The sequence below is a fragment of the Phytohabitans sp. LJ34 genome (assembly GCF_052068095.1).
GTDB lineage: Bacteria > Actinomycetota > Actinomycetes > Mycobacteriales > Micromonosporaceae > Phytohabitans.
This window is the reverse complement of the sequence record NZ_JBQHDG010000013.1, coordinates 112,157-127,077: the sequence shown is the minus strand read 5'-3', so window position 1 is coordinate 127,077 and position 14,921 is coordinate 112,157. Positions and strand designations below refer to the sequence as shown.

At 70.9% G+C, this 14,921-nt stretch carries 15 protein-coding genes; 10 read left to right on the top strand and 5 right to left on the bottom strand.

Annotated features, from left to right (window positions below; genetic code table 11):
* Nucleotides 1-220: 220 nt before the first annotated feature.
* On the top strand, nucleotides 221-421 hold the full coding sequence (locus ACTMTJ_RS23420; protein ID WP_441219845.1) for a DUF397 domain-containing protein: 201 nt from the start codon (nucleotides 221-223) through the stop codon (nucleotides 419-421).
* 215 nt (nucleotides 422-636) lie between these two features.
* On the top strand, nucleotides 637-867 hold the full coding sequence (locus ACTMTJ_RS23415) for a DUF397 domain-containing protein (RefSeq protein WP_441219844.1): 231 nt from the start codon (nucleotides 637-639) through the stop codon (nucleotides 865-867).
* On the opposite strand, the gene ACTMTJ_RS23410 is transcribed toward ACTMTJ_RS23415, so the two are convergent.
* Both ACTMTJ_RS23410 and ACTMTJ_RS23405 read right to left on the bottom strand, forming a co-directional pair.
* Nucleotides 857-1,168 carry a DUF3817 domain-containing protein gene (locus ACTMTJ_RS23410; protein ID WP_441219843.1) on the bottom strand — a complete coding sequence of 104 codons (312 nt, stop codon included), beginning with the start codon at nucleotides 1,166-1,168 and terminating at the stop codon, nucleotides 857-859. The genes ACTMTJ_RS23415 and ACTMTJ_RS23410 overlap by 11 nt on opposite strands.
* 14 nt (nucleotides 1,169-1,182) lie before the next feature.
* Nucleotides 1,183-1,578, bottom strand: a complete 396-nt coding sequence (locus tag ACTMTJ_RS23405; RefSeq protein ID WP_441219842.1) for a hypothetical protein — start codon at nucleotides 1,576-1,578, stop codon at nucleotides 1,183-1,185.
* 56 nt (nucleotides 1,579-1,634) lie between these two features.
* Between ACTMTJ_RS23405 and ACTMTJ_RS23400 the strand changes: the two genes are divergently transcribed.
* Nucleotides 1,635-1,883, top strand: a complete 249-nt coding sequence (locus ACTMTJ_RS23400) for a DUF6158 family protein (protein WP_441219841.1) — start codon at nucleotides 1,635-1,637, stop codon at nucleotides 1,881-1,883.
* Between the two features lie 231 nt (nucleotides 1,884-2,114).
* Here the strand turns inward: ACTMTJ_RS23400 and ACTMTJ_RS23395 are convergent, their stop codons facing one another.
* On the bottom strand, nucleotides 2,115-4,505 hold the full coding sequence (locus tag ACTMTJ_RS23395; protein WP_441219840.1) for a transglycosylase domain-containing protein: 2,391 nt from the start codon (nucleotides 4,503-4,505) through the stop codon (nucleotides 2,115-2,117).
* A 130-nt stretch (nucleotides 4,506-4,635) separates the two neighbouring features.
* Here ACTMTJ_RS23395 and ACTMTJ_RS23390 point away from each other — a divergent pair, with 130 nt between their 5' ends.
* Nucleotides 4,636-4,914 (top strand): GlsB/YeaQ/YmgE family stress response membrane protein, encoded by a 279-nt coding sequence (locus ACTMTJ_RS23390; RefSeq protein WP_441219839.1) that lies wholly within the window; start codon nucleotides 4,636-4,638, stop codon nucleotides 4,912-4,914.
* Between the two features lie 45 nt (nucleotides 4,915-4,959).
* Here ACTMTJ_RS23390 and ACTMTJ_RS23385 read toward each other — a convergent pair whose 3' ends face one another.
* Nucleotides 4,960-6,015, bottom strand: coding sequence for a 3-deoxy-7-phosphoheptulonate synthase (locus tag ACTMTJ_RS23385; RefSeq protein ID WP_441219838.1), 1,056 nt, complete (start codon nucleotides 6,013-6,015; stop codon nucleotides 4,960-4,962).
* 296 nt (nucleotides 6,016-6,311) lie between these two features.
* Here ACTMTJ_RS23385 and ACTMTJ_RS23380 point away from each other — a divergent pair, with 296 nt between their 5' ends.
* Nucleotides 6,312-7,457 carry an alkaline phosphatase PhoX gene (locus ACTMTJ_RS23380; protein WP_441219837.1) on the top strand — a complete coding sequence of 382 codons (1,146 nt, stop codon included), beginning with the start codon at nucleotides 6,312-6,314 and terminating at the stop codon, nucleotides 7,455-7,457.
* A gap of 73 nt (nucleotides 7,458-7,530) precedes the next feature.
* Here the strand turns inward: ACTMTJ_RS23380 and ACTMTJ_RS23375 are convergent, their stop codons facing one another.
* Nucleotides 7,531-9,051, bottom strand: a complete 1,521-nt coding sequence (locus ACTMTJ_RS23375; protein WP_441219836.1) for a metallophosphoesterase family protein — start codon at nucleotides 9,049-9,051, stop codon at nucleotides 7,531-7,533.
* Nucleotides 9,052-9,137: 86 nt separating this feature from the next.
* Between ACTMTJ_RS23375 and ACTMTJ_RS23370 the strand changes: the two genes are divergently transcribed.
* The 5 genes from ACTMTJ_RS23370 to ACTMTJ_RS23350 all read left to right on the top strand — a co-directional run bounded on the left by ACTMTJ_RS23370 (nucleotide 9,138) and on the right by ACTMTJ_RS23350 (nucleotide 14,914).
* Complete coding sequence (locus ACTMTJ_RS23370) at nucleotides 9,138-10,421, top strand: M16 family metallopeptidase (RefSeq protein WP_441219835.1); 1,284 nt, start codon at nucleotides 9,138-9,140, stop codon at nucleotides 10,419-10,421.
* Complete coding sequence (locus ACTMTJ_RS23365) at nucleotides 10,418-11,752, top strand: M16 family metallopeptidase (RefSeq protein ID WP_441219834.1); 1,335 nt, start codon at nucleotides 10,418-10,420, stop codon at nucleotides 11,750-11,752. The genes ACTMTJ_RS23370 and ACTMTJ_RS23365 overlap by 4 nt, the downstream gene beginning before the upstream one ends.
* A gap of 89 nt (nucleotides 11,753-11,841) precedes the next feature.
* The gene (locus tag ACTMTJ_RS23360; RefSeq protein WP_441219833.1) at nucleotides 11,842-12,744 is read left to right on the top strand and encodes an ABC transporter ATP-binding protein; all 903 of its coding nucleotides are present in this window, start codon (nucleotides 11,842-11,844) and stop codon (nucleotides 12,742-12,744) included.
* Entirely contained in the window at nucleotides 12,744-14,378 is a 1,635-nt protein-coding gene (locus ACTMTJ_RS23355) for an ABC transporter permease (protein ID WP_441219832.1), read from the top strand. The genes ACTMTJ_RS23360 and ACTMTJ_RS23355 overlap by 1 nt, the downstream gene beginning before the upstream one ends.
* 50 nt (nucleotides 14,379-14,428) lie before the next feature.
* Nucleotides 14,429-14,914 carry a GbsR/MarR family transcriptional regulator gene (locus ACTMTJ_RS23350; RefSeq protein ID WP_441219831.1) on the top strand — a complete coding sequence of 162 codons (486 nt, stop codon included), beginning with the start codon at nucleotides 14,429-14,431 and terminating at the stop codon, nucleotides 14,912-14,914.
* Nucleotides 14,915-14,921 lie beyond the last annotated feature (7 nt).

Sequence of the window (14,921 nt, the reverse complement as noted above, 5' to 3'; positions counted from 1 at the left end):
CTAGACGCGACCTGCCATTTAGCTAGTCTTGTGAAGGCTACACCTGCCCTGCTAGCTTTTCCAGCATCGTGCCCGGGGTGCCTGAGCATCCGTCAAAGGGGCAGTTCGGACTCGGCCGTAAGTGCGGCGGTTTGGGCGCATCGGTCCACTCTTCATGCGCTACAGTGTGGCGTCACGGCGCTCTGCCGCGACATTTGCGGCTGCTTAAGAGGAGCACCGGATGTCCCAGACACATTCCGTCACCGACGTGTGGCGGAAGAGCGCACGCTGCGAGGCGCACAACTGCGTCGAGGTAGCCGAGCGCGCCGACGAGGTTGCTATTCGCAACAACTCGGTTCCGGACACGCAGTTGGCCTTCGCCCGCCCGGTGTGGGCAGCGTTCATCAGCGGCGTTCGCGCAGGTCAGTTCGACCTTCAGTAGGGTCCTGTTCCCCGGGTCTCTCCGCCCGGGGAGCTCTCCTCCGGCACCAGCGGGGCATCCACGACGGATGCCTCTTTTTGTTGTTCACGGAAGCCGCGACGGCGTGTGGCACATTGGTAGCGGCGAGGAGGTCATTCATTCATGTACGCCCTCCTTTCTGCATATGCCTCGGCATGGAACATTTGATAGCAGCGCGAGTGCGGGGCGGTGCCGTCATGGCCGGCGCGCACCAGCCCGCGGAGGGGCAGGTTGCCGTGGCGGATGGACCGACGAAGTGGCGTAAGAGCGGGCAGTGTGAGTCGCTGAACTGTGTCGAGGTGGCCTTGGACGAGGCTCACGTCGCGATCCGTAACTCTGCGTCGCCGGACGGGCCGTTCATTGAGGTCACCGCGACAGCATGGAGGGTGTTCTGCGCGGCGCTGCGCGCCGGTGAGTTCAACCGGTGACGGCGACGGGCTCGCGCACCCACCGGGTCGCGACCCGCTCGGCGTAGAAGGAAAGAAACGGAATCGTGCCCGCGAGCATGACCAGAAGCATGCGACGCAGCCCCCACCGGGCGCGGCGGGCCAGGTCGAAGACCGCGACCAGGTAGATCATGTAGAGGAAGCCGTGTGCCGGGCCTACGGTCTCCACGATGGAAGGCTCGTCCCAGACGTACTTGAGCGGCATGCCGATCACCACGAGCACGATCAGGACCACGCCCACGATGTACGCGATCGCGCGGTAGCGCAGCAGGGCTCCCCCCACGGTTACTCCTCTACTCACCCCGGGTAGTCGGCGGGCCGGGCGTCCGGGTGCTCGTTGAGCCAGGCCAGATATCGGTTGTACGCCGCAAGCTCCGGGTCGGCGCCATCGTCGTACCCGACGGGCTGCCGCGCGGTGCGGACGGGGCGGCGGTAGGCCGTGGCCGCTGAGCCCGACGGGGCCGGTGAGACCGGCACCTCGGGCTTACCGCGGAGCGTGAGGCGCACCTCGCGCACCCAGATGAACACCACGAACGCGGCGAACACGGGCCACTCGAACGCGTACGCCCAACTGAGGGTGTTGCCCCCGGCGGCTCGGCTGATCTGCCACCAGCCGAGGGCCAGGAAGCCGGCCACGAGCCCGACCGCGAGCACGTGGCGCGCGATCCACGCCGGTGACCACAGCCGCCTCATACGCCCGAGAGTACCGGCGGGGTTTCGGCGAGGTTCGGGCCGGGCAACGGTGGGACATGAGCGGACCTGCGCAGTACGCCGAAGGCGCGGCGGCCGAGCTCGACACCGGTGTCGACGGGGCCGACCTCACCGATGACGACCTCTTCCGGGAGATGAGCAGCCTGCACCGGACCCGGCTGGACACGCTGCGACACGGCTCCGACGCCGCGGTGGCCAACCACCTGCGGCGCACGGCCGAGCTGGAGACGGAGTACCTCACCCGTTATCCCGGCCGGGAGGTCGACCCGAGCCGCCTCCGCGACTGAGCCGGTCGGGTGTGGCGCGGGCCACCCCCGGGCCCCGGAACACCTGGCGGGGGCGTGCCGTTGAGATGACTGACGGTGTGTCCAGTGTCCCCGGGCCTCACCTATTTGCCTTCGCGGAATACCGTCCGGCTGGAGCCGCGTCGTGCCACTCGCCGAGAGGCGACCTGCACACCGACGCCAGCGCCGCCCGGTGGCCATCCCACCGGGCGGCGCTCTTTGCGTGCCGGCCTCTTACCGCGTGGGAGGCGACGCGGTGGGAGGGGGGCCGGCGACCCCATTGCTCTTGCGAAGCACCACCAGGCCGCCGTCGATGGTGCGTCCGGCCGGTTCGGTGCCGGCGACCGTGCCGGCGGGGCAGGACGACGGGATCGGCACCTCGTTCACCTCGACCCGGAAACCCTGACCCTCCAATGTGGACGTCGCTGCTTCGACGGTCTGGCAGGTGACGGTCGGGATCTGGCGCTGCGTGCCGTACGCGATCTTCTGGCTGGGGCGCGGGAAGTCCTGCTGCGCCTTGCCCCGCATGATGTCGGCGAGCGTCTCGTACACGGCGGGGTTGACGATGCCGTGGTCCATGTTCGCCGTGGTCTCCGGCCAGTCCGGGTCGACCAGGATGCCGGCGACCGCCATCGTCCGGCTGGTGACGACCAGCGAGGCGGTGCGCTTGCTGTCGGTCGTACCGGTCTTGCCGGCGATCGGGTGCTTGATGGTGCGGAACGCGTCGGCGGCGGTCGTGCCGTTGCACTCGCCGAACGCGGACCTGTCGCCAACCGGGCACCGCGCGGCGTCGATCGCGGCGCGCGCCACGTCACGGTCGACCGCCTGGTCGCAGCGTGGGTTGGCGACGTCGAGCTTCTTGCCCTCGAAGTCCTTGATCTCCTGTACCGGGATCGGCTCGCAGTGCCTGCCGTCCGCGGCGAGGGTGGCGTACGCGTTGGCGAGGTCGAGCGGGGTCGTGCCGGAGACGCCGAGCGTGAAGGAGCCCCACCCGTCGGCCTTCTCCTTGTCGTTCGCCATGCTGGCGTCGTCCTCGTTGAGGAAGCGGATGCCCAGTTTCTTCGCGGCTTCCACGGTGTTGGCCGCGCCGGCCATCTCCTCCAGCGGCACGAAGTACGTGTTGACCGACTTGCCGAAGCCGGTCCAGGCGTTGTGCACGCCGGCGAGGCTGGGGCTGCTGTTCTTCGGGCACCACTGGTCGGTGCCGGGGCAGGCCGAGCTGCCCGAGGCGTGGTACTTGGACTTGTACTGCTGCGGGGCGTTGATCGTGGTGGCGAGCGGATATCCCTTCTCGAGCGCGGCCACCAGCGTGAAGATCTTGAAGGTCGACCCGAACTGGTAACCGCTGCCCCCCGTGAGCAACGGGTTGGTGGTGTTCGGGTAGGTGCCCCTCTGCCCCTGGTTCTTCGGATTGGTCGTGGGCTTGTTCTTGGAGTTGTCGAGCTTGAACACCCGGTTGGTGGCGAGCGCGCGCACCCGCCCGGTGCCCGGCTCGATCGCGGCGACCATGAGCGCGTGCTTGTTGCCGGTCTTGAGGTGCTCCTCCACGTTGTCCCGGGCCTTCTTCTGCACGCTCGGGTCGAGCGTGGTTACGACGCGGTAGCCGCCACCGTGCAGCCGCCGCTCGCGGTCGTACGGCGTGGCGCCGAAGGCCTCCTGGCCGAGCCACCACCGGCGGAAGTAGTCGCAGAAGAAGCCCCAGTCGTTCGGCTTGGTGACCGTGCAGCCCTTCGGCGGGCGCTTTCCCTTGACCGTCAGCTTGACCTTCTTCGCGGCCTCGCCTTCGGCCGCGGTGATCGCCTTGATCTCCACCATCTGGCCGATCACCCAGTTGCGCCGGTCGAGCGCGCGCTCCTTGCCCTTGGGATCCAGCGGGTCGTTGTAGGTGGGCGACTTGACCATGCCGGCGATCAGCGCCGCCTCCGGGATGGTCAGGTCCTTCGGCTTCTTCCCGAAGTAGAACTGGCTGGCGGCGTTGACCCCGTACGTGTTGTGACCGAACGGTGCGAGGTTGAGGTAGCGGGTGAGGATCTCGTCCTTGGAAAACCTCTTCTCCGCCTGCTGCGCCAGCCGCATCTCGCGGACCTTGCGGGCGGTGGTGTCCTCGCCCGCCTTGACCGCGCTGTCGTACGTGGGCGCGGTGTAGATGGTGGACATCCGCACGAACTGCATCGTCAGCGTCGAGGCGCCCTGCTGTGCCCCGCCGGTGCTGTTGTTGAGCAGGGCGCGGAACGTGCCCTTCACGTCGACGCCGTTGTGCACGTAGAAGTTGTGGTCTTCCGCCGCGATCATCGCCTCGCGCATCGGCTCGGAGATCTGGTCGAACGTGACGTCGTCGCGGTTTTCGTCGAAGAACCGCGAGATCAGCGTCTTGCCGTCGGACGCGTACACCTCGGTCTGCTGCGGCGCCTGGGTGGTCGTGAGCTCGGTGGGCAAGGCCTCGAACGACTCCGCTCCCGCCTTCGCCGCGAGGCCCGAGGCGGCCAGCGCCGGAAACATCGCGGCCGCGACGACGAGGCCGGCGAGGAGGCCGCACACCACGAGCGTCGCGAGGTTGACGAGCGCGTGGCGCCGGGGCCGTCCGGCGGCGCGCCCGGGGTGGAAGCGGAGGAGAGGTTCGGTCACGCCTGCAAAGACGTCCAGAGGTGAGGCTGGGGTTGCAGCTGATACCGATCTTCACAGCACTTTCACGAGTGGTCCGGGCTTTCCTGGCAATTCACCTCTTTTAGGCGAGCACCGGTCATACGCTCCCCACATGATCGGAACGATTCTCTGGGCCATCATCGGTGGCGCCATCGTCGGCATGCTGGGTCGGCTGCTCCTGCCCGGCCGGCAGAACATCTCCGTCTGGGTCACCATCGGCGTCGGCATCGCGGCGGCGCTGCTCGGTGGCGTGCTCGCCGACTGGCTCGGCGTCGGCGACACCAAGGGCATCGACTGGATCCGGCACGCCATCCAGATCGCGCTCGCGGTCCTCTTCGTCTGGCTGGCGGCCCGCTTCATGGGCTCCAGCGAGCGCCGCAGAACCGCCTGAGCTTGCACCCCGCGCCGGAATGCGGGGTGCAAGATCGCGTAGGCATCAGCGGCGGGCGGAGGCGAGCCCTTCCAGGACCTGGACCGTCGTGTCCCAGCCCATGCACGCGTCGGTGATCGACTTGCCGTAGGCGAGGGGGCGCGTCGGGTCCAGGTCTTGCCGGCCCGGTACCAGGAACGACTCGAGCATGACCCCGGCGATGCCGCGCTGGCCGGCGGCGAGCTGGGCGGCCACGTCCTCGGCGACCACGGGCTGGCGGGTGTGGTCCTTGCCGCTGTTGTCGTGGCTGGCGTCGACGATCAGCCGCTCCGGCAGCCCGGCCGCGCGCAGCAGGTCGAGCGCGCCGGCGACGTCCTCGGCGCCGTAGTTGGGCCCGCCGCGGCCGCCGCGTAGCACCAGGTGGCAGTCGGCGTTGCCGCGGGTGTGCAGGATCGCCGGCGTGCCGGACACGTCGATACCGGGAAACACGTGCGGCACCGCCGCGGCCCGGATCGCGTCGACGGCCGTGGAGATCGCCCCGTCCGGCCTGTTCTTCATGCCGATCGGCATCGAAAGGCCCGAGGCGAGCTGGCGGTGCACCTGGCTCTCCACCGTGCGGGCGCCGATCGCACCCCACGAGACGGTGTCGGCGATGTACTGCGGGGTGATCGGGTCGAGGAACTCGCAGCCGACCGGCAAGCCCTTGCGCAGCACCTGGAGCAGCAGCGAGCGGGCGGTACGCAGGCCGGTGTTGACGTCGCCGGAGCCGTCGAGGCCGGGGTCGTTGATGAGCCCCTTCCAGCCGACGGTCGAGCGCGGCTTTTCGAAGTAGACCCGCATCACGATCAGCAGGTCGTCGGCGAGCCGCGCCGCCGTCTCGGCGAGCCGGTCGGCGTACTCGAGGGCGGCCGCGGGGTCGTGCACCGAACACGGGCCCACGACGACCATGAGGCGGTCGTCCTCCCGGTCCAGCACGCGGGCCACGGCACGCCGGCCGTCGACCACCGCGGCCGAAAGATCGTCGTCAAGGGGCAGCTCATGGTGGAGCAGCGCGGGCGACACCAGCGGCACGACCTTGTCGATCCGGGTGTCGCTGACCCGCTGCACACTCGGGAGAGTCACGTGGGGTTCCTTCCGCCAGCCACCCCGGGGCCGGCGTCCCGGGGCCGAAGCCGGCTCTGCGTCGTCGTTGCACGCGAAAGGGCAGGAGTCTCTCCTGCCCTGTGCCGGCTCTGGCGGTGGTGACTAGGTCATGCGGTCATGCCTCAGTCGCCGGCGCCAGCGCCGGCCAACTAAAGCACGCATACCATCGGGTCACCGTCGCATCATATCCCATCGCTGGACTATCAACGGACCGTCGTCCGGCGTTCACCTTCCGGGCATGCCGCACGACACCGATCAATCAATACGTTTCCGGCATGGATCGTCGCACTGTGTTGCGTGCCACCGTCATCGGAGCGGGCACCGCCGCCTTCTCCGGCAGCCTCTGGTCGGCTGCCTTCGCCGCCCCCGCCCAGCCCGGGCCGAGTCCCTACGGCGGGCTGCGCGCCGCCGACGCCAACGGCGTACAACTGCCGACCGGCTTCACCAGCCGGATCATCGCCCGTTCCCGCCAGGCGGTGGCCGGGTACACCTGGCACGACGCCCCGGACGGCGGCGCGTGCTTCGTGGCCGGGTCCGGCTGGGTGTACGTGTCCAACTCCGAGATCTCGTCCACGGGAGGTGCCTCGGCGGTGCGGTTCAACGCGGACGGCAGCGTCGCGTCCGCGTACCGGATCCTGGGCAACACCAACCGCAACTGCGCCGGCGGCGCCACCCCGTGGGGCACCTGGCTGTCCTGCGAGGAGACCGACCTGGGGTACGTGTACGAGACGTACCCGCTGGGCGGGACCGCGGCGGTGCGGCGGCCGGCGATGGGACGCTTCACACACGAGGCGGCCGCGGCCGACCCGGACCGGCGGGTGATCTACCTGACCGAGGACGAGACCAACGGTTGCTTCTACCGCTTCCGTCCCACCAGCTGGGGCAACCTCTCGTCCGGCACGCTGGAGGTGCTGGTCGCCGGCACGGCCACCAGCGGTCCGGTGAGTTGGGCGCCGGTGCCCGACCCGGACGGCAGCCCCACCCGCACCCGGAGCCAGGTCTCCGGCGCCAAGCGGTTCAACGGCGGCGAGGGCTGCTACTACGCCGACGGCGTCTGCTGGTTCACGACCAAGGGCGACAACCGGGTGTGGGCCTACGACGCGGTCAACCAGCGGATCGACCTCGCCTACGACGACTCGCTGGTGAGCGGCACCGCCCCGTTGACCGGCGTCGACAACATCACCGGCTCGGACTCGGGCGACCTCTTCGTCGCCGAGGACGGCGGCAACATGGAGATCAACATCATCACGCCGGCCGGGGTGGTGGCGCCGTTCATCCGCCTCGCCGGGCAGTCCGGCTCGGAGATCACCGGCCCGGCCTTCTCCCCGGACGGCACGCGCCTGTACTTCTCGTCACAGCGCGGCACGTCAGGCTCGTCGTCCGGCGGCATCACCTACGAGGTCCGCGGCCCCTTCAGGTAGGACTTTCTTAGAGGCGGAAATTTGCCCCGGTCCGCGTCACCTGCGGACCGGGGTATGACGGCGAAGGGGCCTTTCAGCGCAAGGGGAACTCGTCGAAGAGGATCGCGGGTGACTCGGGGTGGCGGGTGTCGTGGCGGTATGAGCGCACGACGCCCGCCGCCGAGTCGAGCAGGGTGAAGACGGTGACCTCGTTGCTCGCCACGAAGGGCAGCGGCACGCCGTCGGGGCGCACCAGGGGAGCGACCGTCGGCACCACCGGCTGGAGGCCGCCCGGGTCGCCCTGTAGTACGTAGCCCGGCGGGTACCAGCGGGTCATGCCGGAGGTGACGTCGTAGGCGCCGTAGCTGTTGCCCACATTGGACGTTTCGAGCCAGTGCACGCCGGCCGCGTTCCGGAAGCGGTTCCACACGTGCGAGTGTCCATTGAGGACGAGGTGCACGCCGGACGCGGAGAGCAGCGGCTCCACGTCGCGCAGGATGTGGTCGTCGGCCAGGGGGTACTCGTACCGGATCGACTTGTGCCCGACGACCTGGACCGGATCGGTGTACGGCGGCACCGAGTGGTTGCCCAGCCCGTGGCTCGGGTGGTGGAACATCACCACGCGATAGCGCGCGGCCCGCGCGGCGGACGACGCCAGCTCGGCCTCCAGGAAGGCGAACTGGGGTGAGCCGCGCTTGATTGGCTCGAAGATGAACTGGCCCCAGCCCCAGCGGTCGGGGTTGTCGACGTCTTCGAGCGCCTCCTGAAACTTGCCCCGGCCCTCGGGGTGCGGCGAGCGCCACACCTGCGTGGCGAAGAGGCAGATCACGTGCACGTCGCCGATCGTGCGGGACCACCACTTCTGGCCGCCGGACTCGCTGCGCGGGTACGGGAACAGCTCCGCGTACGTGGTGATGTCCCAGTCGCCCGGCTGCGGGTCGTTGAACTGGGCGTCCAGCGTCGCGGTCTCCGACCAGCGCCCCATCACCTCGTGGTTGCCGAGCGCGGGGTAGATCGGCGAGTGCGCCAGGATCCGCTCGAACGTGCGGAAGAACGGCGGCTCGGCCGTGCTGTCGAACCACTCGCTGGCCCGGTCGGGCGCGTTTACCATGTCGCCGGCCATCAGCACGCCGTCGAAGGTCTCGCCCGCCGTCTCGGCCACCTTCGCCAGGTTGACCGGCACCATCGCCTTGAGCTGGTGGTCGCTGGTGAGCAGCAGGCGCACCGGCCGGTCGGGCGGCGGGGCGGGCGCGAGCGTGTACGCGGCGGTGACCGTGCCGTCGGACACCACCCGGTACGGCGTGCGCCCACCCGCGAGGCCGGTGACGGTGGCCAGGTGCCGGTACACGGGGCGGCGGGTGACGATCGGGTACGTCCGGCCCGGTACCGCGGACTCCTGGTCCTCCCGGGTGCGGGACAGCTCGACGGTGTCCGCGCCGACGCGGCGCCATCCCTCACCCGCGTCGCCGGCGGCCGCGGCACGGGCCTGGTCGCCGGTCATGGCCGCGACGGCCGGACCGACGAGCACCGCGTGGTGGGAGCCGGGCCCCTCGGTGTGCCAGACGACGTGCACGCCGTCCGCGGTGGGATCGAGCAGGTACGGCTCACACAGCATGTCCCGAGTATGCTTCCCGGCCCGCCCCGGACACCGCCGAGGGACCGTTGCGTGCGGAACGCAATAGATCCGCTACCGTCGAGCGCATGTCGCCGACCGGCTACCCGTGGCCCATCGAAACCACCCGCCTCGACAACGGCCTCCGCGTCGTGGTCAGCGAAGATCGCACGGCACCAGTCGTGGCCGTCAATATCTGGTACGACGTGGGATCGCGGCACGAGCCGGAGGGGCAGACCGGGTTCGCGCACCTCTTCGAGCACCTGATGTTCGAGGGGTCGGCGCACGTGGCGAAGACCGAGCACATGCGGCTGATCCAGGGCGCCGGCGGCTCGCTCAACGCGACCACCAACCCCGACCGCACCAACTACTTCGAGACCGTGCCGTCGGAGCACCTGGAGCTGGCGCTGTGGCTCGAGGCGGACCGGATGGGCGGGCTCGTGCCGGCGCTCACCCAGGAGACGCTCGACAACCAGCGCGAGGTGGTCAAGAACGAGCGGCGCCAGCGGTACGACAACGTGCCGTACGGCGACGCCTGGCTGCGCCTGCTGCCGCTGCTCTACCCGCCCGGCCACCCGTACCACCACGCGACGATCGGCTCGATGGACGACCTCAACGCGGCCGACCTGCCGACGTTCGCGGCCTTCCACACCACGTACTACGCGCCCAACAACGCGGTGCTGTCGGTCGTGGGCGACGTGGTGCCGGCCGAGGTGTTCGCGCTCGCCGAGAAATACTTCGGCGGGCTGCCGGCGCGTACCGACATCCCGCCCGCCCCCGACGGCACGCGGCCGGCGCCGCCCGGCGGTCCGGTGCGCGAGGACGTGGTCGGCGACGTGCCCGCCCCGCGCATCTACATCGCGCAGCGCACCCACGCGTTCGGCTCGGCGGAGTACGACGCGGTCACCGTGCTCGCCACGATCCTCGGCAACGGCCGGGGCAGCCGCCTCTACCAGAGGCTCGCGGACGGGGCGCGGCTCGCCCAGCCGGACTACGTCTCGGCGTACGGCGTCGACCTGGCGCACGCGCCCGCCCCGCTGATCGTGAGCGCGACCGCCCGCGACGGCGTGTCCGCCGCCGACCTGGAGGCCGGCCTGGTCGGCGTGCTCGACGGGCTCGCCGACGTCAGCCAGGAGGAGCTGGATCGGGCCAAGGCGCTGCTGGCCACCGCGTGGTGGCGGCAGGTGTCCACAGTGGCGGGTCGGGCGGACGCGCTGAGCCGGTACGCCACGCAGTTCGGCGACGCGGCGCGGGCGGGGGATCGGCTGCCGGCCTGGCAGGCGGTCACGCTCGACGCCGTGGCCGAGGTCGCCGCCGAGCTGCGCCCGTCGAGCCGCGTCACCCTCACCTACCTGACCGAGGAGCCTTCGTGAGTCTGGTCGCCGAGCGTCCGGGGCCTGGTGCCGCCCGGCCGTACCGCTTTCCCGAGGTCGTGCGCCGCGACGGCGTGGTCGCCGCCCACCTGCCCGGCCAGGCTTTGGCGATCGCGATCCTGCTGATCGACGCCGGCGCCGGCCGCGAGCCGGCCGGCCGCGAAGGGCTCGCCGCTGTGGTGGCCAAGGCCTTGGAGGAGGGCACGGGCGAGCGCGACTCGGCCGCGTACGCGCTCGCGCTGGAGAGCCTGGGCGCCGAGCTTTTCACCACAGTGGACTGGGACTCGTTCCGGATCGGCGTGCAGGCGCCGGTCGACCGGCTGCCGGACGCGGTGGCGCTGCTCGCCGAGGCGGCCCGCACTCCGCGCCTGGACCCGGCGGACATCGCCCGGGTGCGCGACGACGAGGCGACCGCGCTCCGGATGGAGTGGGCGGACCCCGGGCCGCGAGCCGAGGCCGCGCTGCGGGCCGACCTCTTCGGGCGCGACCAGCGGCACGGCCGCCCGCTGCACGGCGACCCCGACTCGGTCGCGGCGATCACGGTCGACGACGTGACCGGGTACCACGGCGGCTGGTTCGGCCAGCGGGGCACGCTGGTGGTCGCCGGCGACCTGACGACGGTCGACCTCGACGCGCTCGGCGCGGCGGTCTTCGCCGGTGCCGGTGCGCCGGTCGAGGGGATGGGCGGGCCGCTGCCGATCGATCCGCGTACCGAGCGGCGGGTCGTGCTCGTCGACCGACCCGGCTCGGTGCAGTCGACGCTGCGGCTCGGGCACGCCGCGCCACACCGCGCGCACCCCGACTACGTGCCGATGACGCTGGCCGCGACGGTGCTGGGCGGGGCGTTCACCTCCCGGCTCAACCACCTGATCCGCGAGGTGCGCGGGTACACGTACGGCATCCGCGGCGAGTTCGGCCAGTCCCGCCGCTTCGGCCGGCTGCTGGTCAGCTCGAGCGTGCAGACCGCGGTCACCGTGCCGGCGCTGGTCGACACCGTCGGCGAGATCTCGCGTACCGCGGCCGAGGGCGTCACCGAGCCGGAGCTGGCGGTGGCCCGGTCGTGGCGGGCGGGGCAGCTGTCGGTCGAGCTTCAGACGCCGGGCGCGATCGCCGGTGCCCTGGCCACGTTGGTGGTGCACAACCTGCCCGACGACTACCACGCCAACCTGCGCGCGACCCTGCTGGCGGCCGACGAGGCGACGGTCTCCCAGGCGGCCGCCAGCCACCTCAACCCGCACGGTCTCACGCTGGTCGTCGAGGGCGACGCCGCCGTGATCCGCGACGAGTTGGTCGCCTCCGGCATCGGCGAGGTGGTCGACGCCCAGCTCTGACAGGGCGGTGGCCCGGGTCACATTTCTTGACGCTATTCATACGCTTCTGACGTTTCACAAATTTGTGAAACGAGCGTAGCTTCAGCGGTATGACATCTGCGATCTCGGTCTCTGGCCTGGTGAAGACCTTCGGTCAGACCCGCGCGCTGGACGGGCTCGACCTGTCCGTCGACACCGGTGAGGTGCACGGCTTCCTGGGCCCGAACGGCTCGGGCAAGTCCACGACCATCCGGGTGCTGCTCGGCCTGCTCCGCGCCGACGCCGGCGACGTGAGCCTGCTCGGCGGCCACCCGTGGCGGGACGCGGTGGCGTTGCATCGGCGGCTCGCCTACGTACCCGGCGACGTGAACCTCTGGCCCAACCTGACCGGCGGGGAGGCGATCGACCTCTTCGGCGCCCTCCGCGGCGGGCTGGACAAGCGGCGCCGCGCCGAGCTGGTCGAGCGGTTTCAGCTCGACCCGAGCAAGAAGGCCCGCACGTACTCCAAGGGCAACCGGCAGAAGGTGGCGGTCGTCGCCGCGTTCGCCTCCGACGTCGAGCTCTACATCCTCGACGAGCCGACCTCGGGCCTCGACCCGTTGATGGAGGCGGCCTTCCAGGAGTGCGTGCGCGAGGTGAAGCACGAGGGCCGCACCGTCCTCCTTTCCAGCCACATCTTCTCGGAGGTGGAGGCGCTCTGCGACCGGGTGAGCATCATCCGGCAGGGCAGGACCGTGGAGGCCGGCACGCTGAGCGAGCTGCGCCACCTGACGCGCACGTCGATCTCGGTGGAGACCACCCACCCGATCACCGGCCTCGAGGAGCAGTCGGGGGTACACGACGCAAAGGTCGAGGGCACCCGCGCGAAGTTCGATGTGGACAGTCACGAGCTGGACCACGCGCTGCGCTACCTGACCCGCTTCGAGGTGCGGACGCTCACCAGCGCCCCGCCGTCGCTGGAGGAGCTGTTCATGCGCCACTACGGCGACGAGCTACAGGAGGCGATGGTCTGATGAGCGCCTTCACGGGTACCGGTCGCCTCGTGCGGCTGGCGATCCGGCGGGACCGCGTCCAGCTTCCACTGTGGATCGCCGGCACGGCGCTGTTCGTCCCGATCGTGGTGGCGTCGGTACAGGACCGCTACCCGACCGAGGCGGACCGCATCGAGATCCTGCGCAGTGCGGTCGGTAGCCCCGCGCTGCTGCTGTTCCGCACGGCGCCGACCGGCGCGAGCGAAGCCGCGATGATCATGTTCTCGTTCCTCACGTACGCCGCGGTGCTCGCCGGCTTCATGAGCACCCTCGCGGTCGTGCGGCACACCCGGCAGAACGAGGAGACCGGCCGTTCCGAGATGGTCGGCGCGACCGTCGTCGGCCGGCACGCCGGACTCACCGCGGCGCTGATCGTCGCGGCCGGGGCCAACGTGGTACTCGGCGGCCTGATCGCGCTCCTCCTGATCGGCTACGGCCAGCCGGCCGCCGGCTCGATCGGCGCCGGTGCCGGCATCGCCGCCGCGGGCATCGTCTTCGCCGGCGCCGCGGCCATCGCCGCACAGGTCACCCAGACCTCACGCGCCGCGAACGGCATCGCCGCCACCGTGGTCGGCCTCGCCTATCTGGTACGCGGCCTCGGTGACGTGCTCGGTGAGGTGCGGCCAGACGGGTACACGATGGTGAGCGCCTGGCCCACCTGGCTCTCGCCGATCGGCTGGGTGACCGAGATGCGCCAGTACGAGGGCGACCGCTGGTGGGTGCTGGTGTTACCGCTGTCGGCCTTCGTGGCGACTGTGGCGGCCGCGTTCGCGCTGACCTCGCGCCGCGACGTGGGCATGGGCATGGTGCCGGCCCGGCGCGGCCCGAGCGGGGCGACGCCCGCCCTGCTCAGCCCGCTCGGCCTGGCCTGGCGGCTCCAGCGCGGCACGCTGCTCGGCTGGGGCGTCGCGATGGTGGCGTACGGCGCGACCGTCGGCTCGCTCACCAAGACCGTCGAGGACGCGCTCGGTGAGAACCAGGGCACCGCCGACACGATCAGCAAGCTGGCCGGCGGCAGCAGCTCCAACCTTCTCGATACCTTCTATGCCGCGATGATGGCGTTCTACGGCGCGATGGCCGCCGCGTACGTGGTGCAGGCGCTGATGCGCCCGCGCGCGGAGGAGGCCGGCGGCCCCGCCGAGGCGGTGCTCGCCACCGGCACCGGCCGGCTGACCTGGCTGGCCAGCCACGTGGCCGTGGCCGTGGTCGGCGCGGCGGTGCTGCTGGCCGCGTCCGGCGCCGCTACCGGCCTTGTGGCCGACCTCAGCGGCAGCGACCAGGGCAGCCAGGTGGGCGAGCTCACCGGTGCGGCGCTGGTCCAGCTGCCGGCGGCGCTGATCCTGGCCGGGTTCGCGGTCGCCGTGTTCGGCCTGCTGCCCCGGCTCGCGGTCGGGCTGGCCTGGGCCGCGTTCGCCGTCAGCCTGATCGTCGGCCAGCTCGGCGAGCTGCTGGGCCTGCCGCAGGCGGTACGCGACATTTCGCCCTTCACCCACGTGCCGGCGGTGCCGGCGGCGAGCGCGACGGCGGGGCCGTTGCTCGCCCTGACCGCGATCGCGTTGGCACTCGGGGTGGTTGGCCTGGCACTCTTCCGGCGGCGAGACCTCGCGCTCCAGTAAGGCGTGGCGGCGCCCCATGGCGCCGCCACACGCACATGAAAGTGGTGAACATGACGAAAGAGCGTGACGAGGACGCGGTTCGCCGCTTCGTGGAGCACTTCGCGATGACCCTCAGCGACCTGGGCTTTCCCCGGATGCCCGCGCGGGTGCTGGCAGTGCTCCAGGTCGCCGACGAGCCGGGCCTGACCGCCGGCCAGATCGGCGAGCGCGTCGGGGCCAGCCCCGCCGCCGTCTCCGGAGCGGTGCGTTACCTGATGCAGCTTCAGTTCATCGTGCGCGAGCCGGTGCCGGGCTCGCGCAGCGACCGCTACCGGATGCCCGACGACCCCTGGTACACCGCCAGCCTGGTCCGCGGCGGGGTGTACAAGCGCATGGCCGACATCATCTACGAGGGGGTCGAGGCCGTCGGTGACACCTCGTCGCCGTCCGGCGCGCGGCTGACCGAGGTACACGATTTCTACCTCTTCATCCAGGACGGGATGCTCGAACTGCTGGATCGGTGGGAGAAGACGCGCGAGGAACGCCACGGCGGCTGAGCGTGCT